16 protein-coding genes are annotated in these 23188 nt (G+C 73.1%); 10 read left to right on the forward strand and 6 right to left on the reverse strand.

Annotated features, from left to right (window positions below; all coding sequences use genetic code 11):
• Positions 1-187 precede the first annotated feature (187 nt).
• Both glnII and ACZ6JT_RS08610 read left to right on the forward strand, forming a co-directional pair.
• Positions 188-1207 (forward strand): glutamine synthetase, encoded by a 1020-nt coding sequence (gene glnII / locus ACZ6JT_RS08605; RefSeq protein ID WP_469208647.1) that lies wholly within the window; start codon positions 188-190, stop codon positions 1205-1207.
• A 440-nt stretch (positions 1208-1647) separates the two neighbouring features.
• On the forward strand, positions 1648-2253 hold the full coding sequence (locus ACZ6JT_RS08610) for a winged helix-turn-helix domain-containing protein (protein WP_469208649.1): 606 nt from the start codon (positions 1648-1650) through the stop codon (positions 2251-2253).
• Positions 2254-2325: 72 nt separating this feature from the next.
• On the opposite strand, the gene ACZ6JT_RS08615 is transcribed toward ACZ6JT_RS08610, so the two are convergent.
• The gene (locus tag ACZ6JT_RS08615; protein WP_469208651.1) at positions 2326-3771 is read right to left on the reverse strand and encodes a PepSY-associated TM helix domain-containing protein; all 1446 of its coding nucleotides are present in this window, start codon (positions 3769-3771) and stop codon (positions 2326-2328) included.
• 79 nt (positions 3772-3850) lie between these two features.
• On the reverse strand, positions 3851-4546 hold the full coding sequence (locus ACZ6JT_RS08620) for a hypothetical protein (protein ID WP_469208654.1): 696 nt from the start codon (positions 4544-4546) through the stop codon (positions 3851-3853).
• A gap of 155 nt (positions 4547-4701) precedes the next feature.
• Here ACZ6JT_RS08620 and ACZ6JT_RS08625 point away from each other — a divergent pair, with 155 nt between their 5' ends.
• The 8 genes from ACZ6JT_RS08625 (at position 4702) to ACZ6JT_RS08660 (ending at position 13087) form a co-directional block, all read left to right on the forward strand.
• Positions 4702-5289 carry a rhomboid-like protein gene (locus ACZ6JT_RS08625; protein ID WP_469208656.1) on the forward strand — a complete coding sequence of 196 codons (588 nt, stop codon included), beginning with the start codon at positions 4702-4704 and terminating at the stop codon, positions 5287-5289.
• 39 nt (positions 5290-5328) lie between these two features.
• Positions 5329-6126: a tyrosine-protein phosphatase gene (locus tag ACZ6JT_RS08630; RefSeq protein WP_469208658.1), complete on the forward strand. Its 798-nt coding sequence runs from the start codon at positions 5329-5331 to the stop codon at positions 6124-6126.
• Positions 6127-6204: 78 nt separating this feature from the next.
• The gene (locus ACZ6JT_RS08635; RefSeq protein ID WP_469208660.1) at positions 6205-8145 is read left to right on the forward strand and encodes a hypothetical protein; all 1941 of its coding nucleotides are present in this window, start codon (positions 6205-6207) and stop codon (positions 8143-8145) included.
• Between the two features lie 205 nt (positions 8146-8350).
• Positions 8351-9751: a hypothetical protein gene (locus ACZ6JT_RS08640; protein WP_469208662.1), complete on the forward strand. Its 1401-nt coding sequence runs from the start codon at positions 8351-8353 to the stop codon at positions 9749-9751.
• A gap of 101 nt (positions 9752-9852) precedes the next feature.
• A complete protein-coding gene (locus ACZ6JT_RS08645; protein WP_469208664.1) occupies positions 9853-10749 on the forward strand; it encodes a metal-dependent hydrolase in 897 nt (298 codons plus the stop codon).
• On the forward strand, positions 10746-11792 hold the full coding sequence (locus ACZ6JT_RS08650) for a PDR/VanB family oxidoreductase (RefSeq protein WP_469208666.1): 1047 nt from the start codon (positions 10746-10748) through the stop codon (positions 11790-11792). Before ACZ6JT_RS08645 ends, ACZ6JT_RS08650 begins: the two co-directional genes overlap by 4 nt.
• Positions 11793-11815: 23 nt before the next feature.
• Entirely contained in the window at positions 11816-12517 is a 702-nt protein-coding gene (locus ACZ6JT_RS08655) for a TetR/AcrR family transcriptional regulator (RefSeq protein WP_365479723.1), read from the forward strand.
• A gap of 33 nt (positions 12518-12550) precedes the next feature.
• Positions 12551-13087, forward strand: coding sequence for a GNAT family N-acetyltransferase (locus tag ACZ6JT_RS08660; RefSeq protein ID WP_469208668.1), 537 nt, complete (start codon positions 12551-12553; stop codon positions 13085-13087).
• On the opposite strand, the gene pulA is transcribed toward ACZ6JT_RS08660, so the two are convergent.
• The 4 genes from pulA to ACZ6JT_RS08680 form a co-directional block, all read right to left on the reverse strand.
• Positions 13074-18428: a pullulanase-type alpha-1,6-glucosidase gene (pulA, locus tag ACZ6JT_RS08665; protein ID WP_469208670.1), complete on the reverse strand. Its 5355-nt coding sequence runs from the start codon at positions 18426-18428 to the stop codon at positions 13074-13076. The two genes, ACZ6JT_RS08660 and pulA, sit on opposite strands and share 14 nt — an antisense overlap.
• 95 nt (positions 18429-18523) lie before the next feature.
• Positions 18524-20242 (reverse strand): carbohydrate-binding module family 20 domain-containing protein, encoded by a 1719-nt coding sequence (locus tag ACZ6JT_RS08670; RefSeq protein WP_469208671.1) that lies wholly within the window; start codon positions 20240-20242, stop codon positions 18524-18526.
• 285 nt (positions 20243-20527) lie between these two features.
• Positions 20528-21529, reverse strand: a complete 1002-nt coding sequence (locus ACZ6JT_RS08675; RefSeq protein ID WP_365479702.1) for a LacI family DNA-binding transcriptional regulator — start codon at positions 21527-21529, stop codon at positions 20528-20530.
• On the reverse strand, positions 21526-23175 hold the full coding sequence (locus tag ACZ6JT_RS08680) for a glycoside hydrolase family 13 protein (RefSeq protein WP_469208673.1): 1650 nt from the start codon (positions 23173-23175) through the stop codon (positions 21526-21528). The genes ACZ6JT_RS08675 and ACZ6JT_RS08680 overlap by 4 nt, the downstream gene beginning before the upstream one ends.
• Positions 23176-23188 lie beyond the last annotated feature (13 nt).

Here is a 23188-nt window from a genome sequence, read left to right on the forward strand (position 1 = left end):
CGGACGGGCGTTCCACCCCCAACCCGCTCGCGGCCCGCACAGCCCACCCGACCTGCGGCGTAAACCTCGGTAACACGGGGTTCACACATGGGCAACGGAAGGGAAATCGCGGGCGGGCACGCTGCGGTCATCACCGCAGCGATGAAGCAGCGACCAGCAGCACCCGCAGAGTCTGAGGATGGGGCCCGTGAGCTACAAGGCTGAGTACATCTGGATCGACGGCACCGAGCCGACGGCGAAGCTTCGCTCCAAGACGAAGATCCTCTCGGACGGCGACGCGCTGCCGATCTGGGGCTTCGACGGATCGAGCACCAACCAGGCCGAGGGCCACGCCTCCGACCGCGTGCTCAACCCGGTGTTCTCCTGCCCGGACCCGATCCGCGGCGGGGACGACGTCCTCGTGCTGTGCGAGGTCCTGAACATCGACATGACCCCGCACGAGTCGAACACCCGCGCGCTGCTGCGTCCTATCGCCGAGAAGTTCGCCGCCCAGGAGCCGATCTTCGGCATCGAGCAGGAGTACACCTTCTTCGACGGCTCCCGCCCGCTCGGCTTCCCGGTCAACGGCTTCCCGGCGGCGCAGGGCGGCTACTACTGCGGCGTCGGCTCGGACGAGATCTTCGGCCGCGAGATCGTCGAGAAGCACTTGGACCACTGCCTCGCGGCGGGCCTGAGCATCTCCGGCATCAACGCCGAGGTCATGCCCGGCCAGTGGGAGTTCCAGGTCGGCCCCGTCGGCCCGCTGGAGGTCTCCGACCAGCTGTGGATCGCGCGCTGGCTGCTCTACCGCACCGCCGAGGACTTCAACGTCTCCGCGACGCTGAACCCGAAGCCGGTCAAGGGCGACTGGAACGGCGCGGGCGCGCACACCAACTTCTCCACGAAGGCGATGCGCGAGGACTACCGCGCCATCATCTCGGCGTGCGAGGCCCTGGGCGAGGGCAGCAAGCCGCTCGACCACGTGAAGAACTACGGCGCGGGCATCGACGAGCGCCTGACCGGCCTGCACGAGACCGCCCCCTGGAACGAGTTCAGCTACGGCGTCTCGGACCGCGGCGCCTCGGTCCGCATCCCGTGGCAGGTGGAGAAGGACGGCAAGGGCTACATCGAGGACCGCCGCCCGAACGCGAACGTGGACCCGTACGTGGTGACCCGCCTCATCACGGACACCTGCTGCACCGGCCTGGAGAAGGACGGCCTGGTCTGACCCCCGGCTCCCCCGAACCCACGCCAACGCCCGCCGCGCCCCCAGGCCCGGCGGGCGTTGTCAGTCCCCCGGGGGCGGACGGCACGGCTGCGGGGTTGATCGAATTGTCCTGACTTGTCGGGTATTTGTTGCGGAATATGAGATTCGGATCCATGATGTGAGACGTAGCCTGCCCGGTGGACATGACATCTGCTTGAATGGGGCCATGGCCAGCCACCCGCACACCTCGTCAGGTCGCAGCGACCTCGAGCCGTTCTGGCCCTCCCGTCAGGATCACGACTACGACCGGGAGTGTTGCCGCGCGAAGAACGCGCCGGCCCTCTAAAGCCTCCGGGATCTCCTCTCTGACCTTCCCTCAGGCCTTTGGTCTGCGCGGTGCGACATCGATGACGTACGTACGTCTCCCTGCCGACCACTCCGCGTGAAAGAGCTGACCACTCATGGCGAACACCCGCACCCTCACCTCTGCTGCGACCGCTTCCCTGCCCTATCCGCCCCCTGCGCGCCACCGGCTGCGTTCCGTGGACCGGGACGAGGTGGCCCGGGTCGTGGACCAGCTCCCGCCGGGGGCCACCTGGCTGCCCGCGCCGCAGCACACCCTGCCGACGGTGCCGGGCCAGCCGCCGATGATCGGCTACCTGGTGCTCGTACCGGCCGACCAGCAGCCGCCCATCGGCTTCACCCCGCACACCGTGGCCGCACCGGCCGCGCCCGCCCCTGCGCCCGCCCCCGTGCCGGCCCCGACCGCGGCCGCGCCGGCGGGCGACGCCCTCGTCCGCATCGACTCGGCGCAGCGCACCGCCGAGGTCGACGGCCGGGTGCTCGACCTGACCTACCTGGAGTTCGAGCTGCTGGCCCACCTGGTGCGGCACCCGCACCGGGTGCACAGCCGGGACCAGCTGGTCACCACCGTCTGGGGCTACGGCCACGTCGGCGACGGCCGGACCGTGGACGTCCACATCGCCCGCCTGCGCCGCAAGCTGGGCGCGTCCCACCGCGGTGCGATCCAGACGGTGCGCCGGGTGGGCTACAAGTACGCGCCCTGAGCGGCCGGCCGGTCCGGAACGACGGTGGGCCCGTACTCCCCCGGGGAGTACGGGCCCACGCGCTGTCGGCGGCTACGCGGCCGCGGCCCGGCGGCGGCCCGCGACGAAGCCCAGCAGGACGTCGACCACGAGGAAGGCGACCAGGCTGATCCCGAGCAGCGGGATGAACCAGCCGACCACGGCCGTCACCGCGACCAGCGGCAGGAGCGCGGTCACCGGCAGCTTCCGCCAGGCGCCGCGCGGCTGCGCCCGGCCCACGGACAGCTTGCGGTCCTTCGTCGGCCGGCGGAGCCACCACATCCGGTAGCCCCAGAAGACGAGGAACATCACGGCGACGGCGAGCGCGGCCAGCGCGATCTGATTGGCGGGGCCGAAGGTCTGACCCATGTGCAGGTCGATGCCGAAGCGGGTCATCTTGGCGAGCAGGGGGTAGTCGGCGAAGCGCAGTTCGTCGATGACCCGGCCGTCGGCGGGGTCGACGGCGACCGCGTCCAAGTGCACCGGCACCTGCTTGTCCTGCTCCTTGACCACGTACCCCTTGCCCTTGGCGGGCAGGGTCACGCGGATCGACTCGGTGACTCCGGCCTCCCGGGCGGCGGCGACGGCCTGGTCGAGGCCGACGTCGGCGGTGGGCGCGGGCGGCGGGGCCATCGGCGTGCCGTCGGGCATGGTGTGCCCGGCGTGCTCGTCGGAGCCGGAGTCCGCGCCGGCGGTCAGCTTCGCGGAGACGGCGGGCGTGGCCCCGCCGAGGCTGTCCTGGAGCTGCCCGATGTTCTCGCCGGCGTACTTGGACCAGGTCAGGCCGGTGGCGGAGAGGACGACGAGTCCGGCGACGGCCCACAGGCCGACCGCCCCGTGCCAGGACAGGGTGCGGCGGCGGCCGGTGGCCTTGCGGTCCGGGAGGACGAGCTGCGCCCTGCGCTTGCGGCGGCGGCCGATCCACAGGGCGAGACCGCCGAGCGCGACCACCCACATCCAGCTCGCGGCGAGTTCGCTGTAGTTCCGGCCGAACTCCCCGAGCTGCAGGCTGGAGTGGAACTCGCTCAGCCAGGCCCGCAGGGGCAGCGCGTCACCGGCGGTCTCGAGCTGCCCGCGCACCTCGGCCGTATACGGGTCGACGAAGACGGTGAGGGTCCGGCCCTCCGCGAGCCCGTCGCTCTCCATGATCACTCGGGTGGTGGCCTCGGCGTCGGGGGCCGGCCACACGGACACGACCGAGCCGTCGGGGGCGGCCCCCTTGGCGGCCGCGACCTGGGCGCTGAGCGGCAGGACGCTCTCGCCGACGCGGGCGACGGTCAGCTCGTCGGCGTAGACGATCTTCTCGGCCTGCCAGGAGGCCGCGTAGAGCAGGCCGGTGGCGGCGGCGAGGAAGAGCAGCGGGGCGATCAGCAGGCCCGCGTAGAAGTGCATGCGCAGGAGCAGTGGCCGCAGCGCGGCCCAGCCGCCGGCGCGGCTCCCGGGTATGTCGGAGGGGGTGGCGTCCGGGGTGCGGACGTCCTGGACCTCGTCAAGGGGCATGGGGGTTCCTCGGTGTTGGCGAAGGCATGGGGACATCGGCCCCAGGTCTCGCCGTCCCTCTCGTCGAGGGAGCGCCGGGTCAGGCGCGAGCAGGACGGCCGGGGGCCGTGAAGCGGGGGAACGGACCGGGTCCGGGCGGCCCGCGGCGCACCACGGCATGGGCGTGCACGGCCCCGCGCAAGCCGCGCGGCCGCTCGTAGGGGGCGGGGAAGACGGGCGGGGCCGGTACGGCGGCCGCCCGCGCCCGCACCAGGGCGAGGGCCCGGGAGAGCGGCCGGGCCGCGTGCAGCGCGGCGGCCCCCAGGACCCGGGCGAGCCGGAAGACGGCGGCTTCGCCGCGCGCCAGCCAGGCGGCGCAGAGCAGTCCGGCGAGCAGGTGTGCGGCGATCATCCCGGCGCCGCCGTGGGCGGCCATCCCGGCCATGTCGGCCATGCCCGCCATGTCGGCCGTCCCGGGGACATCGGCCGTCCCCGCCCTCGCGGCCATGTCCGCCGCGCTCGCCATGTCCGCCATGTGCGCCGCGCCGGGGCCGTCGGTCGCCATCGCGGCGCCCGCCTCGGCGGCCGGCCCGTGGTGGTGGTGTCCCTGCGCCGCGGCGACGTGCCCCGCGGCCTGGCTCCCCGAGAAGAGGAGGTGCAGCACCCCTTGGACGGAGAGCACAGCGGCGGTGATGCCCACGGGACCGCGCCGCCGCCCGGCGGCGAGCCAGGCGAGCCCGCCGGTCAGGGCGAAAGCACCCAGAAGCCCCGTCAGGGGTACATCTCTGCCGGACATGTACGAATGCCCCGCGGCACCCAAGGCGACACACATCGCCGCGAACATCGCGGCCCGTATGGCGCGCAGGGGCGCGGATTTCTCAGACATGGCCGGGACATGTTCGCACGGGGCCCGCCGGTGTCCGCCAGAGGGCCGTATCCGATCATGGGTGCGTGAACGCAATTCCACTGGGAGCGGTGTACGCCGGCGGGGTCCAGCTCGGGGCGTACGCCCTGGAACGGATGGGGCCCGCGGAGCGGGAGCGGCTGCTGCGCACCTGCTCGACGAACGTCGACAACCTCGCCGCCGGGCGCTGGGAGACGCTGCTGAGCAGCGCCGTCGTCGTCGAGGAGCCGATGCCCCTGCCCTACGCCCTGCTGCTCGTCGCCGTCCTCGGGTACGCCGAGTACGCGTACGGCGCCTGGTGGACGGCCGCGGTGTTCTTGTTCGGGCACGCCACGGCGACCCTCCTCGTGTACGGCGCCCTGCGCGGGACGACCGATCCGCAGACCCGGCGCTCCCTGGACGTGGGGACGAGCTACGGCTTCAACGCCGTGCTCGGCGCGCTGACCTCGGCGCTGCCGCGCGGGAGGGTCCGTACGGCCGCCCGGGCCGGCCTGCTCGTGCTCGCCGCGGCGCCCGTGCTCAAGCGCGGGCGCACCTTCACCGACGCCGGCCACCTGGCCGCGCTCGGGATCGGCGTCGGGGTCTCGCTGGCCCTCGATTGTCTTTCCGGGACGAAACAGCAGAAAATTGCCTGAATCGCCGCATGACCGTACCGCTGCGCTGGAGCCGCCACGATGACCGCCACCCCCTCCACCACCGTCGCCAACCTCCGCGACCTCGGTGGCACCCCGCTCGCCGGCGACCGGACCGTCCGTCCGGGCCTGGTGCTGCGCTCCGGCCAGCTCGACCGGCTCGACCTCGACGCCGATCCGGTGGTGGCGGCCCTGGGCGTGCGGACCGTCATCGACTTCCGCACCGACGCCGAGCGCGCCGACCACCCGGACCGGATACCCGACGGCGCCCGGCTGCTGGTCGGCGACGTCCTCGCGGACAAGCTGCGGGAGGCCGGCAAGAAGCCCGCCGCGGCGCAGCTCAAGGACCTGCTGTCCGACCCCGCCGTGGCGGAGGAGCACCTGGGCGGGGGCAAGGCCCAGGCCCTGTTCGCCGACACCTACCGGTCCTTCGTGAGCTCCGTCTCCGCGCAGGCCGCGTACCGGATGCTGCTCACCGAGGCCGCCGACCCCACGGCGGGCCCGCTGCTCTTCCACTGCACGGCCGGCAAGGACCGCACCGGCTGGGGCGCGACGGTGATCCTGGCGCTGCTCGGCGCGGACGACGAGACCCTGATGGCCGAATACCTCTCCGTCAACCCGGCGGTGAAACAGGCCTTCGCGCCGATGATCGAGGGGTTCACCGCCGCCGGCGGGGACCCGGACATCGCGCTCGCGCTGATCGGCGTCTTCCCCTCGTACCTGGAGGCGGCGCTGGACGAGGTGGAGACGCGCTACGGCTGCATGGAGAAGTACGTGCGCGAGGGGCTCGGCGTCCCCGACGAGACGGTCGACGCGCTGCGCGCCCGCCTGGTGGCCTGACCCGCACCGCCGTACTTTGCACTCGAACGGGACCCTCCGGACGGGTGACCATCCGACGATTCGCTCGTTCTGCTGAACGTGACTGCGCCGGATACCGCCACCCGTCCCCTGCCTCCCGTGTCTCCCGTGCCGCCGGACGTCGAGCAGGCCGAGGCCGCGATCGTCGAGCACTACCCGCGGCTGGTGCGGCTCGCCTATCTGGTGCTGCCGCCCGCCCTCGGCCGCAACCGGCGGGTGCTCACCGCCCACTCGCTGGTCCAGCGGGCGCTGCCGCGCGGCCGGCGGGACGCGGCGGCGGCCGCGGCGGCCGTGCAGGGAGGGGTCCCCGGCCAGCGGGCCGGCGCGGACGACTCCGGTTACTCCTACGTCCGGCTGCGCGTGCTGCGCGCCGCCCTGGAGGCCGGGATCCCGCTGACCTTCCGGGCGCTCCCCCGGCGCGCGCAGCTCCCGCCGCTGCTCCCCCAGGTGTGGGGGCTGCGGCTGTTCCCCCGCTCGGGCGGGGCCGAGGAGCTCGCCCTCGACCAGTGGCTGGCCACCCTCGACGGGCCCGGCCGGGCCGCCTGTGTGCTGCGGGCCCTGGAGCGGCTGCCCGAGCCCGAGGTGCTGCGGGTGCTCGACGACGCCGGGGTCCCGGATCCGGCCGCCGCCGTCGCGGAGTCCGGGGATCCGGCGAACGACGCGCTGTTCGCCTCCCCCGAGTTCGACCCGTGCGTGCTCCAGGCCCGGCCCACCGACCTGCTGCGGCGGCGCCGGCTCGGCCGGGCCGCGCTGGCGGCCGCGGCCGCCCTCGCCGTGTGCGGGGCGCTGCTCGCACTGCCCGGCGGGGGCTGGGGCTCGGACGGGGCCGCGGCCCCGCTCTACTCGCGCAACGCCGCGGCCGAGCAGGCCCTGGATCCCGGGAAGCTGGTCCGGGCCGCGCCGACGCTCTGGCACACGTCCTCCCGTACGGACTTCTCCACCTGGCCCGCCCGCGGGGACCGCGCCGACGACGCCGCCCTGCTGCGCCGGGCGCTGGCCGTCTGGGCCCGGCCCGGCTCCTCCGTGGTCGTCTCGGCCACGCCGGGGACCCCCGCCGGGCCGCCGATGGGACCGGCGCAGCTGCTGTTCGCGGGCGCCGTCGACCAGGCCGTCGTGGTGCTGTTCCACGACGGCCTGCGGGTGGTCCGTTACGCCGAACCGCGCACCGGGACCGCAGGCGCGGCCCTCGACTTCGCCCGGACCGACGGCGCCTCGGCCGACACGGCGACCGCGCTGGTGCTCAGCCGGGTCGACGGCAACGTCCGCTACCTCACGGCGCCCTGGGTCACCGGCGTCTCCCTGCGGGACCTCCTCAAGCCCGGCGCCCCGGCGGCGGCGCTGAAGCCGGCCCCGGACGGGGTGACCCCGCCGGTCGCGGGCCCGGCCCCGGCGGGCAGCTGTACGAGCTGGAACGCGCTGGCCCTGACCGGCGACGGGACCACCCGGCTCATCACCGACCTCGGGGAACTGACCCCGGCCCGGCTGACGTCGGGCGCTCCGGGCGCCGAGCGCGACGTGACGGAGGCCGCGGAACTGGGCGACTGGTCGAAGATCGCCTGCCTGCTGCCGTCGGTCCGCTCGCACGGGGTCCGTACGGTCAACGCCTGGACGTACGCGAAGCAGCCGCTGCCGGAGGGCGACGGCACGGCGACCTGGCTCTGCACGCGGGCCGAGACCTGGCAGGGCGCGGCGGACCGGGTGCAGGCGCAGTTCCTGGCGCCGGGCTCGGCGACGGCGGCGCAGGCGGCCAAGTCCGAGGGGTCGGCGGCGTGCGGGCCGCGGGAGCCGCGGGTGCTGGCGGGCGTGCTGTGGAAGTCGCGTGCGGGGCAGTGGTACGTGCTGGCGGCGGGCAGTGCGCAGTTCGCCTCGCTGTCGGTGTCGGGCGGCGGGGTGAGCGGGGCCGCGAACGGCAACCGGCTCGCGGTCAAGGCGCCGGCCGGTGCGCAGGTGGACCTGTCGGGCAAGCTCACGGACGGGACGAAGGCGGGGACGCTGCGCTAGGCGGGGGCGCTGCGTGAGGCGGGGACGCTGCGTGAGGAGGCGGACCGGGCCGGGACGCAGGGGCGGGTGAAGATTCAACGACCGTGCCTGGCCGAGGAGTTGGCGGGATCCGGACATGACGGTCGTAGCGTGCACATGGCATGATCGGGTTCCGGTTACCGATCGGTATTCCCCCACCCCCCTCACCTGCCTGAAGGTCAACCACGTGCGCCTGCTCGCCCGCCGCCTCCTGCTCCCCGGCCTGACCGCCCTCGCGCTCGCCGCCACCGGCTGCTCCTCCACACCCCACACCCGCGCCGCCGAACCGGCCGCTCCCGCCACCCTCGCCCCGACGGGCGGCGGCACGTCGCAGCAGCTCGACGTGGCCGCCGCGCCCCAGGGGTCGCCCACACCGGCGGCCGTGTCCCGCGGCGACGGAAAGGGCAAGACCGAGAAGTCCTCGCTGAAGGTCGCCTCCTACGACAAGGAGAGCGGACGGGCCGTCATATCCACGGCCCCCGCGGGGCCCACCCGTACCCCGTCCCCGGGCCGGTCCCCCGAGGCCGCCAAGCCCGTCGCGGCCGGCGACGTCATCGCCAGCGCCCCGGCACCGGGCGCCCCGAACGGCCTGCTCGCGAAGGTCACCGAGGTCGTCGGCAAGACCGACCGCGGCACCGAGGTCAAGACCGCCGCCACGACGCTGAACTCCGTCCTGGGCGACGACAAGGCCGACGGCAAGGTCCCCGTAGACCCGGCATCGGTCACCGTCGAGCCCCTGATGAAGGGCGTCACCTTCTCCTGGGCCAAGAGCCAGGGCCTGAAGTTCGGCCCCCAGGGCGCGAAGCTGCCGCTCGGGAACCTGCGGCTCGACGTCGACGCCTCCGTCGACACCGCCCCGGACGCCCCCGCCTCGGCCGGCGCCTCGGTGACCGGCTTCGTCCAGCTCGCCCCGCAGGTGGAGTTCTCCTACGACGGCACCCCGGGCGGCGGCGCCGGCCCGCGCGGCGCCTACCTCGGGATGAGCGGCGACTGGTCCTCGCAGTGGAAGCTCCAGGGCCGCGCGGCCGCGAGCACCGGAGCCCCCAAGCGGATCCCGTTCGCCAAGCTGCACAGCTCTCCGGTCATCCAGGTCGGCCCGGTTCCGGTCGTCGTCAACCTCGACCTGACCTGCTACATCCAGGTGGAGGCCGACGGCCGCGTGACCCTCGACGTCCAGCAGGACGTCAAGGGCGACTTCAAGGTCGGCGGCAGCTACGCCCTCGGCAAGGGCTGGACGCCGGTCAGCACCTCCAACGTCCAGAGCACGCCGGTCCGGGCGACCGTCACCGCCGCCGGAAAGGTCAAGGGCGCGCTCGGCGCCGAGGCGTCCGTCGGCCTCTACGGCGCCGTCGGCGTCACCGCCGACTTCGCCCCGTACCTGCGCGGCGAGGCCGACGCCAAGGCGACGGCGTCCAGCGACGGCAAGACCTCGGTCACCGGCGCCTGGGCGCTGTACGGCGGATTCGACCTGGGCGGCAATCTCCACCTCCAGCTGTCCCTCTTCGGCACGCCCGTCTTCGAGCGCAAGATCCCGCTGGGCACCCTGAACCGCGAGTGGGCGCTCGTGAGCGGGAACACCGGGCGCTAGCCGCCCTGCAGGCCGGGCGGCGGGCCGAGTGGCGGGGGTGGGCGGCGAGAAGTCGGCGCAGGGGGCTTCTCACCCCTTGTACCCATCAGTACATTGACGCCATGTCTAATACGCCGCTCGCGCCCGCCCCCGTGGCGTCGGAACACGTGGACCTGAGGCCCCGGAACGTGTCCTTCGGCTGGGAGGACACCCCGCTCCACTGGCTGCCCGGCGAACCCTTCGCCGGGCACATGATCAATGTGCTGCACCTGCTGCTCCCCGCGGGTGAGCGCTGGTTCGTGCACGTCTACAAGCAGGTGCTCCCCCACATCAAGGACGAGCGGCTGCGGGCGGACGTGGTCGGCTTCATCGGCCAGGAGGCCATGCACGCCGCCGCGCACGACGACGTGCTCCCCCACCTGAAGCGGCTCGGGCTGGACCCCACCCCGTACACCGCGCAGGTGGACTGGCTGTTCGAGAAGCTGCTCGGCGACCGCACCCTCCCGCCGGGCAGGGCCCGGCACTGGTGGCTGATGGAGCGGGTCGCCATGATCGCGGCGATCGAGCACTACACGGCGTTCCTGGGCGACTGGGTGCTGAACGCCGAGGCCCTGGACCGGCGGGGCGCCGACCCCACCATGCTGGACCTGCTGCGCTGGCACGGGGCCGAGGAGGTCGAGCACCGCTCGGTGGCCTTCGACCTGTTCATGCACGTGGACGGCAACTACCGCCGCCGGGCCCGTACCTGGGCCACCGCCTTCACGGCGCTGGTCTTCCTGTGGCAGCGCGGGGTCCGCTTCTTCATGGAGAACGACCCGCACCTGGACGCCGCCACCAAGGCCTCCTTCGGCCAGTTCTTCCGGGCGGGGCGGCAGGGCGTCCTGCCGACCACCGGCGCCATGCTGAAGTCCATACCGAAGTACCTCTCCCGCACCTACCACCCCTCCCAGGAGGGCTCGACGGCCCAGGCGGTGGCCTACCTGGCCGCCTCCCCCGGCGCGAACGGGGTACGGGCATGAGGCGCGCCCTCGCGGTCACGGCGGTCGCGGGCGCCGCCTGGGCGACCAGGCGCGCCCTGAAGCGCCGCATCGGCAGGTCCCCGCTCTGGCCCCTGCCGGCCCTGGAGACACCGGTCTCGGGCCACTCCCCGCGCCGGGCGCTGCGCGCCCTGATCGTCTCCCGCACGGAGCCGGCCGAGGGCGTGCTGCAACTGACCCTGGAGTCAGCGGACCTCCCGGCGTGGACGCCGGGCGCCCACGTGGACGTGACCCTGCCCTCGGGTCTGGTCCGCCAGTACTCCCTGTGCGGCGACCCCGCGGACGGCGGCCGGTACACGCTCGCGATCCGGCTGGTCGAGGACGGCCGCGGCGGCTCCCGCGAGGCGCACGACCAGCTGGTCGAGGGCGCCGAGCTGGAACTGCGCCCGCCGCGCAACCGCTTCGAGCTGGTCCCGGCGCCCTCGTACCTCTTCGTCGCGGGCGGCATCGGCATCACCCCGATCCTGCCGATGCTCCGGGCCGCCACGGCGGCCGGCGCCGACTGGACCCTCCTGTACGGCGGCCGCTCCCTCGACTCGATGCCCTTCCTGGACGACCTCGCGGCCTACGGCGAGCGGGTCACGGTCCATCCCGAGGACGAGGTGGGCCGGCCCGACCTGGCCCCGCTCGCCGAGGCGGCGCCGGGCACCCTGGTCTACTGCTGCGGACCCGAGCCCCTGATGCTGGCCGTCACGGCGGCGGCCCCGGACCCGGCGGCGGTCCACCTGGAACGCTTCGCCCCGGCGGCGGCGCCCGGCCCGGCGAACCCCTTCACCGTCGAACTCCGGCGCTCGGGACGGGTCGTCGAGGTCGCCGCGGACGAGACCACCCTGGCCGCCGTGCGCCGGGAGCTGCCCGCCACCCCGTACTCCTGCGAGCAGGGTTTCTGCGGAACCTGCCAACACCGGGTGCTCGCGGGCGCGGTGGACCACCGCGACGAGCTCCTCACGGACGCGGAGCGGGCGGACTCCATGCTGCTGTGCGTCTCGCGCGCGAAGGGGGACCGCCTCGTCCTGGACCTGTGAACGCTCCCCAGTAGGGTGTCCGCATGACAACCGGGGTGCGACGCAGGATGGGTGTCGAGGAGCGGCGGCAGCAGCTGATCGGGGTGGCCCTGGAGCTGTTCAGCCACCGGTCGCCCGACGATGTGTCGATCGACGAGATCGCGGCGGCGGCCGGGATATCCCGGCCGCTCGTCTACCACTACTTCCCCGGCAAGCTGAGCCTCTACGAGGCCGCGCTGCGCCGGGCCGCCGACGAGCTGGCGCTGCGGTTCGTCGAGCCGCGGGAGGGGCCGCTCGGGGCGCGGCTGCTGCGGGTGATGGGGCGGTTCTTCGCCTTCGTCGACGACCACGGGCCGGGCTTCTCGGCGCTGATGCGGGGCGGTCCGGCGGCCGGCAGCAGCCGGGCCAACGCGATGATCGACGAGGTCCGGCAGGCCGCGTACGAGCAGATCCTCACGCACCTGGGCATCGGGCTCGACGAGGTGCCGGCGCGGCTGGAGCTGGTGGTGCGGTCCTGGGTGTCGCTCGCCGAGTCCACCGCGCTGATCTGGCTGGACGGCCGCCGCATCCCGCGCGCCGAACTGGAACTGCAGCTGGTGCACGACTTCGCCGCGCTCGCCGCGGTGAGCGCGGCCTACGACGCGGAGATGGCGGGGATCCTCGTACGGATCCTGGCCGACGAGCCGGCCGACGGGCCGTTCGGAGAACTGGTCGGGCGCCTCGGCGGCCTCGTACCGGGCTCTTGATCACCAACGGTTCCGATCACCGATAATGCCCGCGTGATCATTGACGACGGGATCTTGTTCCGGCGGGCCGCGGAGAAGGACGCCGGCACCCTGGTGCGGCTGTACGACCAGGCCGCCCGCTGGATGCAGAAGCACGGGATCGACCAGTGGAAGCCCGGCGACAAGGACGCCGCCCACTTCCGCGCGCGGATGGACGACGGCGAGGTGTGGCTCGGCGGCGACAGCGACGGCCGGGTGATCGGGGCGTACGAGCTGTGGTGGTCCGACGAGGACGCCTGGGGCGTCCAGCCCCCGGTGGCCGGCTACGTCCACCGGCTGATGGTGGAACGCGAGGCCGCCCCCGCCGGCGCCGGGCGCCGCCTGCTCGAACATGCCGAGCGGCGGATCGCCGGGACCGGACGGGAGCGGGCCCGCCTGGACTGCGTCTCCACCAACCCCCGGCTGCTCGCGTACTACCGGGCCGCGGGCTACCGGGTGGTCGGGGAGCTCCCCAACAAGGTCGGGAAGGACGGCAGGACCTACGGGGTGATCCTGCTGGAGAAGCGACTGGACGAACTCAGCCTCGTGTGAAGACCGCGACGGTGCGGGCGGGGACGGTGAACTCTCCTGTCGTGGTGTCGTACGCGGACCGCTTGACCGTGGGGTCGGAGCCGGCGGCCTGGACCGGGTGCAGCCGGTAGGCGGTGCCGGCGAGGGCGGGGACGCGCTGGGGCTGGGCGGTGGGGGTGGCGTTGAAGACCACCACCAGGTCGCCCAGCGTCATGGTGATCACGCCCGGGGTCTCGTCCTTGCCCGAGAGGGGGAAGGCCAGCCGTGACTGGACCGCCTCCGCCGTGGTCAGGGCGAACTCCGGCGCGGTGGTGCGGATCCTCAGCAGGTCGCGGTGGGCCGCCGCGGTGGCCGTGATGTCCGCGCAGGTGGGGGCCGGTCCCGTCAGGAGCGGCTTCGCGAAGGGCCACTTCGGGGCGTTGTCGGCGGCCGGGGGCAGGCCGCGGCCGAAGCCGTTGCCGCTGCGGCAGTCCCACTGGATGGCGTTGAACCAGTCGCCGCTGTCGTAGGAGTTGCGGTCCAGGGACTTGGAGCGCAGCAGGTCGGTGCCGGCCTGGGAGAGGGACGGGCCCTGCGAGAGGGTGGCCGTCGCCATGGCCAGGACCTGCATGCGGGCCTTGTCGGCGTTGCTCGTCGCCGGCGGGAGCTTGTAGGTCAGGGCGTCGGCGAGGGTCTCGTTGTCGTGGGCGTCCGCGTAGGCGAGGGCGTCGCCGGGGGCGGCCGCGTAGCCGGCCGGGGCCCCGTTGTAGTCCACTTCGGAGCCCTTGGTGCGGCGGCCGGTGGTGTCGGTGAAGGCGTACGAGGCGAGGTTGCCCGACAGGCCCACCTTGATCAGGTCCTGGGCGTGCAGCAGGCGGGCCTTCTGCTCGGCCGGGGTGCCGTTGGCGGGCGAGGAGTTGGGGCTGGTGAACAGGCCCGAGGCGAAGCCCTGGACGCGCGGGTCCTCGTCGAAGGGGCCGCCGCCGCGGACGGCGTCGCGCGCCCGGTCGGAGAAGGTGGCGATGCCGGTTCCGGCCATGTTCTTCTGCGTGGCCTGCACGAAGCGGGCGTCGTCGGCGATCTCGCCGAAGTTCCAGCCCTCCCCGTAGAGGATGATCTTCTTGCCGTCGACCCCGTCCTTGGCGGGGGTCAGGCCGTCGAGGGCCTTGCGGACGGCCAGGATGTTGGCCTTCGGGTGGTGGCCCATCAGGTCGAAGCGGAAGCCGTCGACCTTGTACTCCTTCGCCCAGGTGACGATCGAGTCCACGACGAGCCGGCCCATCATGGCGTTCTCGGGGGCGGTGTTGGCGCAGCAGGTGGAGGTGGCGACGGAGCCGTCGGCCAGCAGCCGCTGGTAGTAGCCGGGGACGATGCGGTCGAGGACCGACTTGTCCGACTGGCCCGCGGCGACGGTGTGGTTGTAGACCACGTCCATCACGGTGCGCAGCCCGGACCCGTTGAGGGACTGGACCATCCTGCGGAACTCGACCGTACGGGCCGTGCCGTTCGGGTCGCTCGCGTAGCTGCCCTCGGGGACGGTGTAGTGCAGGGGGTCGTATCCCCAGTTGTACGCGTCCTTCGCGGCCGCGGCGGCCACGCACGCCTGCTGCTCCTGCGAGTCGGGCGCGTACACCGTGAGGTCGCAGGCGGGCTGGGTGCGGTCGGCGGGCTTCTCCGGGATGGTGCCGATGTCGAAGGCGGGGAGGAGGTGGACGTACGAGGTCCCGGCGGCGGCCAGGTCGCGCAGGTGCCGCATGCCCGCCGAGGAGGTGTCGGTGAAGGCCAGGTACTGGCCGGGGTGGGTGCTGGTGCGGTCCGCGACGGAGAAGTCGCGGATGTGGAGCTCCTGGATCTGCGCGGAGGTGAAGGGGACGGCGGCGGGCTTGCGCAGGTCCTTCCAGCCGGGCGGGGCGAGCCTGGGGTCGGCCAGGTTGACGGCCAGGCTGTGGGTGGAGTCCGCGGTCAGGGCGGTGGAGTAGGGGTCGGTGACCAGGTTGCGGACGATCTGCCCGGTGGTCGGGGCCCAGACGGTGACGGCGTAGCGGTACTGCTTCCCGGTCCAGGAGCGCTCGCCGCGCACCGACCAGACACCGGTGGCGTCGTCGCGGTGCATGGCGAGCGTGCGGCCGTCGAGTTCGAGGGAGACCTGCTGGGCGGTCGGCGCCCAGACGGAGAGGGTGGGGCGGCCGTCCTTGAAGACCGGGCCGAGGGCCGCGGTCGTCGCGTACAGGTCGTCGAGGACGCCGGCGAGCTGGACGCCGGTGGCGGCGAGGACGGCGCCGTTCGCGGCGCGGGCGCTCGCGACGAGCTGGCCGCGCAGGGCCTCGCGGACCCGGTCGCGGTCGCGCGGGTCGACGGTGTACGCGCCGTAGGCGGCCAGGTGCGGGAACTTCTGCTTCTGGGCGGCGCTCAGCTCGGTCCGGGCCCCCAGGCGCAGCCACTGGGCGTGGCCGGTCAGGGTGCCGTTCTCGGCCTTGACGGAGCCGTCGCGGGAGGCGAGGAGCTGTGCGGAGGCGGCGGCCGCGGGGGCGTTCCAGGCGAGGGTGTCGCGGTCGATCCAGACGGCCTGGGACTTGGCGAGGTCGAGGGCTGCGGAGGAGCCGGCGGGCTGTGGCAGGAGGTACTTCTCCTTGCCGCCCAGCATCCAGACCTCGTGGCCGGTGGCCTTCAGGTCCAGGGACTGGTCGGAGGGGAGGTCCTTCTCGTCGCCCTTGTGGAGGATGTAGCTCAGGGAGGTGGCGCCGGCGGCGAGCGGAACCTCGTAGACCGCGCCGTAGGGGTCGGTGCGGACGGGGAGCAGCGGCTTGGACCAGTCGGTGGGGGTCGCGGCGCCGGTCCAGACGTGCAGGCCCCAGCCGTCGTACGCGCCGTCGGGGCGCTGGTAGTGCAGGACGGCCTTGGACGGGTCCTGCGGCGGGTAGGCGGGGCGGTCGGTGCGGGCTTGCTCCTTGCCCTGCTCCAGCCAGATCTCGCCGGTCTTCGTCACGTCGACGGTGCGGTCGGCGGCGACGTCCTTGTTGCCGTCCTTGTCGATGACGAGGTAGCCGACGGAGGAGGCGCCGGGCTTCAGCCTGACGTACGCGAAGGCGCCGTAGGCGTCGCGGCCGGTGAAGCCGTGGCCCTCCGGCCAGGGAGTGGCCTCGCCCTCGGCGAGGTCGCCCCAGGCGTAGAGCCGCCAGTTCGTGTAGTCGCCGTCGGGGCGGTTGTAGTGGACGACGGCGTAGTCGCGCTGGGTGGCGGTGGGGACGTCGGGGGGCGGGGCCTGGCCGGCGACGGACTCGGCGAGGGCGCTCGCGGTGCGGCCGGCGGCGTCGACCACGACGGCCTTGTAGCGCAGGGCGGTGCCGGCCGGGGTCTTGGTGTCGACGTGCTGGGTGACCTTGTAGGGGGCGTGGTCGGCGGAACCGAGCACCTGCCACTTGCCGTTGCCGCTCTGCGCGGCGAAGACGACCCGGTTCAGGCCGCCGCCGGTGACGTCGGCGGACAGCTCTACGGTGCAGGTGGCGCCGGGGGCCGGGGCCTTGAGGGCGAGGGCGGGCTTGGCGGTGGGCTTGGCGGCGGGCGCGAGGGCCTGGAGGACCACGGAGCCGAGGGCCGGGACGGGGACGGTAAGCTTGCCCGCCGCGGAGGCGCGGAGCAGGGCGGTGCCGCCGTGGAGGGTGCGGTACTGGGCGCCGGCCGGGGCGTCGATCTCGACGGTGCGGGACTCGGTCCCGTTGTTGGCGGCGACCAGGTACTCGGTGCGACTGCGGGCGTCGGTGCGTGCGAAGGCGTAGACGGAGCCGTCGGCGAGGCGTTCGCTCTGGACGCCGTCGCGCAGGGCGGGGTGGTCCTTGGTCAGCTTCGCGAGAGCACTGATCTGCTGGTAGAGCGGGTGCTCCGGATCGTAGGCATCGCTCGCGTGCGTGCGCGCCGTTCCGAGCTGGTCGTCGTCCAGGTAGTCGGTGACCTGCGAGGCGAAGAGCGGCTGGCGGGCGTCCTTGTCGCCGCCCGCGCCGGTGAAGCCCTGCTCGTCACCGGAGTAGATCACCGGGTTGCCGCGGGAGAGGAACATCAGCTCGTTGGCCAGCCGGTAGCGGCCCAGCAGCTCCTGCTCCCCCGCGCCCGGCCGGTCCTGCTTCAGGAAGGTGCCGAAGCGGCCCATGTCGTGGTTGCCCAGGAAGGTGACCTGCTCGTAGGCGTTGGCCTTGTCGCTGGTGTACCGGTAGTCGTCGGCCAGCACGGACGCCAGCCGGCCGGCTCCCGCGCCCTGGGAGGCGTACGCGCGGATCGCGTCCTGGAGCGGGAAGTCGAGGGTGGCGTCGAGACGCCCGCGGGTCACGTACGGGGAGGTGACGGCGGTGTCGGCGGAGTAGACCTCGCCGAACATGAAGAAGTCGTCACGGCCGCGCCGGGCCGCGTACGCGTCGAGGGCGGTCGCCCACTGGGTCCAGAAACCGGTGTTGACGTGCTTGACGGTGTCGATCCGGAAGCCGTCGATACGGAAGTCCTCGACCCACTTCTCGTAGATCTTCTCCATGCCCTCGACGACCTCGGGGCGCTCGGTCCACAGGTCGTCGAGGCCGAAGAAGTCGCCCTGGTCGGAGGACTCGCCGGCGAAGGTGGAGTCGCCCCGGTTGTGGTACATCGTCGGGTCGTTGAGCCAGGCCGGGACCTTCACGTTCTTCTTCGCGTCCGGCACGAAGGGGGTCCTCGGGAAGGACTTCCCGTCGACCTTCGGGAACTTGGCCTTCCCGTCGGCGTAGTCCTTGTCGTCGAAGGGCACGCCGTCCTTCGTCAGGTACGGGAACGCCCCCTTCGACAGGTACGAGTAGGAGGCCTCGCGGTAGTCGACGACGTCGGCGGTGTGGTTGGTGATGACGTCGAAGAAGACCTTCATCCCCTTCCCGTGCGCCGTGTCGATCAGCCGCTCCAGGTCGGCGTTGGTGCCGAAGTGCGGGTCGACCTGGGTGAAGTCGGTGATCCAGTAGCCGTGGTAGCCGGCCGAGACGTCGTCGCCCTTGCCCTGCACCGGCTGGTTCTTGAAGATCGGCGCCATCCAGATGGCGGTGGTGCCGAGCCCCTTGATGTAGTCCAGCCGGTCGGTGAGCCCCTTGAGGTCGCCGCCCTGGTAGAAGCCCTTGTCGGTGGGGTCCAGTCCGGTTTCCAGGCGGGAGCCGGTCAGGCCGCCCCGGTCGTTGCGCGGGTCGCCGTTCGCGAACCGGTCGGGGAGCACGAAGTAGAACTGCTCCCGGGTCAGGTCGTGCCGGGCCGGCTCGGCGGCCAGCTTCGCGTCCGAGGGCGGGGCGGGCGGCTTCGCGGCGGCTGCGGCCGCGGCCGGGAGGGCGGGCAGGAGCGTCACGGCCAGGGCGGCGGCGAGCACTCCTGCGGCAGGGCGTATCAAGGCGGGTCTCCTTGTGTACGTGTCGCACGGATGAGGGCCGCCCGGCGGTGGCGGGGGGTTGGGTGCCGGGCGGCCCTGGTCGATGGAGCGGCGGCTCAGTTGCGCCAGGTGTCGGTCAGCGTGACCTTGCCGCTCGCGGGGACGGTGGCGGTGCGGTTCGCACCGCTCTCCCAGGTGACGTTGCCGGCGGCGTCCTTGCGGACGTACTTGTACGCGAAGGACGTGCCGGCCGGAAGGGTGGCGTCGAGCTTCCAGACGGGGTAGGAGGCCGGGTCGAGCTTGAGGGCGGCGGCGGTGTTCCAGGCGCCGAGCTCGGCCCGGTCTCCGGTGACGTAGACGTTCTGGCCGGGGACGGTGGTGGCGTTGACGGCGAAGGAGGCCCCGCCGGGTGCGGCCGGGGTGCCCGCGCAGGTCCGGGCGCCCACGTGCAGGGCGAGGGCGGTACCGGCGCCGAGCGTGGCGGTGAACTGCCCGCTCGCGCCGACGGTGACCGTGCGCCCGCTCTGGACGTCGCAGTAGTCGCCGGCCGCCAGGGAGGTCTGGAAGGTACGGGTGAGGGCGGAGCCCTCGTGGTTGAGGGCGACGTACGCCTTGGAGCCGCGTCCGAAGGCGATCTGGTCGCCGCCGTTGTCCCACCAGTTGGTGACGGACTGGCCGCGGGCCGCGTTGCGGAAGGCGACCATGGAGGAGATCTCCCGCCAGGCGTGCTGACACTTCCACCCGTCGGCGTAACAGGCGTTCACCGCGCCGCCGTTGGGCGGGCCGGCGTCCTTGTCGGTCCACTCGTAGCCGGAGTGCACGTCCGGGGAGCCGTAGGGCCAGGCCAGCATGAAGACGTTGGCGAGGGTGTAGGCGGAGCCGTCCTTGTAGCTGAGGGTGTCGCCGACGCGCTCGGTGTCGTGGTTGTCGACGAAGACCCCGGCCTGGCCGCTGGGCAGGTGCCCCCAGGCCTCGCCGAAGTTCTTCAGGTAGGCGAGGTTCTCGCTCTGGAAGACGCGCTTCAGGTCCCGGGCGTACCGGAACTCCTGCACGTCGCCGTTGCCGAGGTACTCGCTCGGCGAGACGGCCTCGCCGGCACCGTCTATCGCCTCCTGCTTCCAGTAGACGGAAGGATTCGTCAACCGGGACTTGATGTTGGCGAGGTCGGCGGCGGGCATGTGCTTGGCGGCGTCGATGCGGAAGCCGTCGACGCCCAGCGACAGCAGGTCGTTGAGGTACCCGGCGATGCGGCCCCGCACGTAGTCCTCGCCGGTGTCCAGGTCGGCGAGCTGGACGAGCTCGCAGTTCTGGACGTTGGCGCGGTCCTGGTAGGTGGTGATGGTGGCCCGGCAGTCGTCCATGTCGGAACCGGAGTAGACGCCGGGGTAGTTGTACTTCGTGTACGAACTGCCGCCCGTGCCGGTCCCGTCGCCGGCGGCCATGTGGTTGACGACGGAGTCGGCGACGACCTTCACGCCGGCGGCGTGGCAGGTGTCGACCATGGCCTTGAAGGCGGTGCGGTCGCCGAGCCGCCCGGCGATCTTGTAGCTCACGGGCTGGTACGAGGTCCACCACTGGGGCCCCTGGATGTGCTCCTGCGGGGGCGAGACCTGGACGTACCCGTACCCGGCGGGCCCGAGCGCGTTGGTGCAGGCGGCGGCCACGGAGGCGAACTTCCACTCGAAGAGGACGGCGGTGACGTCCTTGCCCCCGGGCGCCGCGGCGGCGGCCTGCGGCGCTTGTGCGGTGAGGGTGGCGGCGGCCAGGAGGGCCACCGTGGCGAAGGCACCGGCGACGGCTGGGGAGCGTGGGGGTCTGGCGGCTCTGGCAGACAAGGGGGCCTCCTGGCGGAAGAGGTGGGGATTGCACGCGACCGTAGGGGGCCGCCCGGAGTGTTGCAAGACCTTGCGCAAGAGATTGCAGAATTGTTTCGCGCCGAGGGTGTCGACCGCGCGGACCGCGCCGGCGGTGTGGGCGGTGCCGGACATGCGAACGCGCTGACCGGGCGTGACACCCGATCAGCGCGTAACGGTCGGTCGGCGGGGGGGGCATCGGCCCGGTACCGCCCGGGACCTGCCCGGGCGGGGCGGAACAGGCCCGCACCGCCCCGCCCGGGAGGGCTAAGGGGCCTGGGCCGTCGAGCCGCGGACCACCAGTTCCGGCTGGAAGACGTACTCCGTGCGCTGGACGGGGGTGCCCGAGACCGCCTCCAGGAGGGCGCCGACGGCGGCCGTCGCCATCGCGCGCACCGGCTGGCGGACCGTCGTCAGCGGCGGGTCCGTGAACGCGATCAGCGGGGAGTCGTCGAAGCCGACCACCGACACGTCCTGCGGCACCCGCAGCCCGCGCTCGCGCGCCGCGCGGATGACGCCCAGCGCCATCGGGTCGCTGCCGCACACGATGCCCGTGCAGCCGCGGTCGAGCAGGGCCATGCCCGCCGCGTGGCCGCCCTCCACCGTGAACAGGGTTCGCTGGATCAGGCCTTCGGCCTCCGCGTCCGGCACGGCGGCGAGGAACCCCTGCTCCTTGCGCGCCGACGGCACGTACCGGGTCGGGCCGATCGCCAGGCCGATCCTCCGGTGGCCCAGGTCCTCCAGGTGCCGCACCGCGATGTCGGCCGCCGCCCGGTCGTCCGGGGAGACGAAGGGCGCGCTGATCTGCTCGTTGAAGCCGTTGATCAGTACGAAGGGGACCCCGCGCGCGGCGAGCCGCTGGTAGCGGGAGGGGTCCGCGTGGGAGTCCGCGTGCAGGCCGGACAGGAAGACCATCCCGGTGACCCCGCGCGCCTCCAGCTGTTCCACCAGCTCGTCCTCGGTGGCCCCGCCCGGCGTCTGCGTGCACAGCACCGGCGTGTACCCGTGCCCGGCCAGCGCCTGCTCTATGACCTGCGCGAAGGCCGGGAAGATCGGGTTGGTGAGCTCCGGGATCAGCAGCCCCACCAGGCCGTTGCTGCGCCGCTTGAGCCGTACGGGCCGCTCGTAGCCGAGCAGGTCGAGCGCGGCCAGCACCTTGTGCCGGGTGCCGGCCGCCACGCCCGCCTTGCCGTTGAGCACGCGGCTGACCGTCGCCTCGCTGACCTGGGCCTGCGCGGCGATGTCCGTCAGCCGGAGGGGGGAGGTCACCCCGACGTCACCTGCCACCACACCGTGGTGTCGGCCGGCAGCACGCCGTCCTCGACCGTCTCGCCGCTGGACAGCAGTGCCTCGCCGGCGACGGGGAACCGTACCGCCGTGCCGGTGGTGTTGGCGGTGCAGAGGAAGTCGCCGCGGCGGAAGGCCAGGACGCCGGCGGGGGCCTCCTGCCAGTCCACCGACTCGCCCGCGCCCAGGTCCGGACGCTCGCGGCGCAGCCGCAGGGCGGTCCGGTACAGCTCCAGGGTGGACGACGGGTCGCCGGTCTGCGCCTCCACGCTCAGCTCCGCCCAGGAGTCCGGCTGCGGGAGCCAGCTGCCGCCGGTGCCGAAGCCGTACGGGGCCTCGGTACCCGACCACGGGATGGGGACCCGGCAGCCGTCGCGGAAGCCGTCCTGGCCCGCCGCGCGGAAGAACGACGGGTCCTGGCGGACCTCGTCCGGCAGGTCGGTGACGTCGGGCAGGCCGAGCTCCTCGCCCTGGTAGACGTACGCCGAACCGGGCAGCGCCAGCATGAGCAGGCTCGCCGCGCGGGCCCTGCGCAGACCGAGCTCGCGGTCGCCGGGCTCGCGCAGCTGGGTGCCGAGGCCGGCCGGGTTGGCGAAGCGGGTGGCGTGGCGGGTGACGTCGTGGTTGGACAGCACCCAGGTGGTGGGGGCGCCGACGGGGCGCATCGCGGCCAGCGAGCCGTCGATGACCTCGCGGAGCGCCGTCGCCTCCCAGTCGCTGGTCAGGTACTGGAAGTTGAACGCCTGCTGCATCTCGTCGGGGCGGACGTAGCGGGCCGTGCGCTCGACGGTCGGGGTCCACGCCTCGGCGACCAGGACGCGGTCGCCCTCGTACTCGTCGAGGATCCGGCGCCAGGAGCGGTATATCTCGTGGACGCCGTCCTGGTCGAAGAAGGGCATGACGTCGTTGCCGAGCAGTTTGAGCTGGTCCTTGGCACCGAGGTCGGGCAGGCCAGGTGCCTTGACCAGGCCGTGGGCCACGTCGACGCGGAAGCCGTCGGCGCCGAGGTCGAGCCAGAAGCGCAGGATCGAGCGGAACTCGTCCTGGACGGCCGGGTGGTCCCAGTTGAAGTCGGGCTGCTCGGGTGCGAAGAGGTGCAGGTACCACTCACCGTCCGGGACCCGGGTCCACGCGGGGCCGCCGAAGATCGACTCCCAGTCGTTGGGCGGCAGTTCACCGTTCTCGCCCTTGCCGGGACGGAAGTGGAAACGCTCCCGCAGCCGGGATCCGGCACCTTCGCGCAGCGCCTGCTTGAACCATTCGTGCTGGTCGGAGCAGTGGTTGGGGACGAGGTCGACGATGATGCGCAGGCCCAGTTCGTGGGCCTCGCGGATCACGGCGTCGGCGTCGTGCAGGGTGCCGAACATCGGGTCGATGGCCCGGTAGTCGGCGACGTCGTAGCCGGCGTCGGCCTGCGGGGAGGCGTAGAAGGGGCTGAGCCAGACGGCGTCGACGCCCAGCTCCTTGAGGTAGGGCAGGCGGCTGCGGACGCCTTCGAGGTCCCCCATGCCGTCCCCGTTGGAATCGGCGAAGCTGCGCGGATAGACCTGGTAGATCACCGCGTCTCTCCACCAGCCGGGCAGGGTGCCGGTGGAGGTGGGAAGTGCGTCGGCGAGGTGCTGGGTCATGTCGTCCTTGGAG

The organism is Streptomyces sp. NPDC046308, from assembly GCF_055588065.1.

Excerpts from the sequence above, each read along its gene's own strand:
- ACZ6JT_RS08610 (WP_469208649.1), top strand. The coding sequence starts at position 1,648 with ATGGCGAACACCCGCACCCTCACCTCTGCTGCGACCGCTTCCCTGCCC.
- ACZ6JT_RS08615 (WP_469208651.1), bottom strand. The coding sequence starts at position 3,771 with ATGCCCCTTGACGAGGTCCAGGACGTCCGCACCCCGGACGCCACCCCC.
- ACZ6JT_RS08620 (WP_469208654.1), bottom strand. The coding sequence starts at position 4,546 with ATGTCCGGCAGAGATGTACCCCTGACGGGGCTTCTGGGTGCTTTCGCC.
- ACZ6JT_RS08630 (WP_469208658.1), top strand. The coding sequence starts at position 5,329 with ATGACCGCCACCCCCTCCACCACCGTCGCCAACCTCCGCGACCTCGGT.
- ACZ6JT_RS08645 (WP_469208664.1), top strand. The coding sequence starts at position 9,853 with ATGTCTAATACGCCGCTCGCGCCCGCCCCCGTGGCGTCGGAACACGTG.
- ACZ6JT_RS08650 (WP_469208666.1), top strand. The coding sequence starts at position 10,746 with ATGAGGCGCGCCCTCGCGGTCACGGCGGTCGCGGGCGCCGCCTGGGCG.
- ACZ6JT_RS08655 (WP_365479723.1), top strand. The coding sequence starts at position 11,816 with ATGACAACCGGGGTGCGACGCAGGATGGGTGTCGAGGAGCGGCGGCAG.
- ACZ6JT_RS08680 (WP_469208673.1), bottom strand. The coding sequence starts at position 23,175 with ATGACCCAGCACCTCGCCGACGCACTTCCCACCTCCACCGGCACCCTG.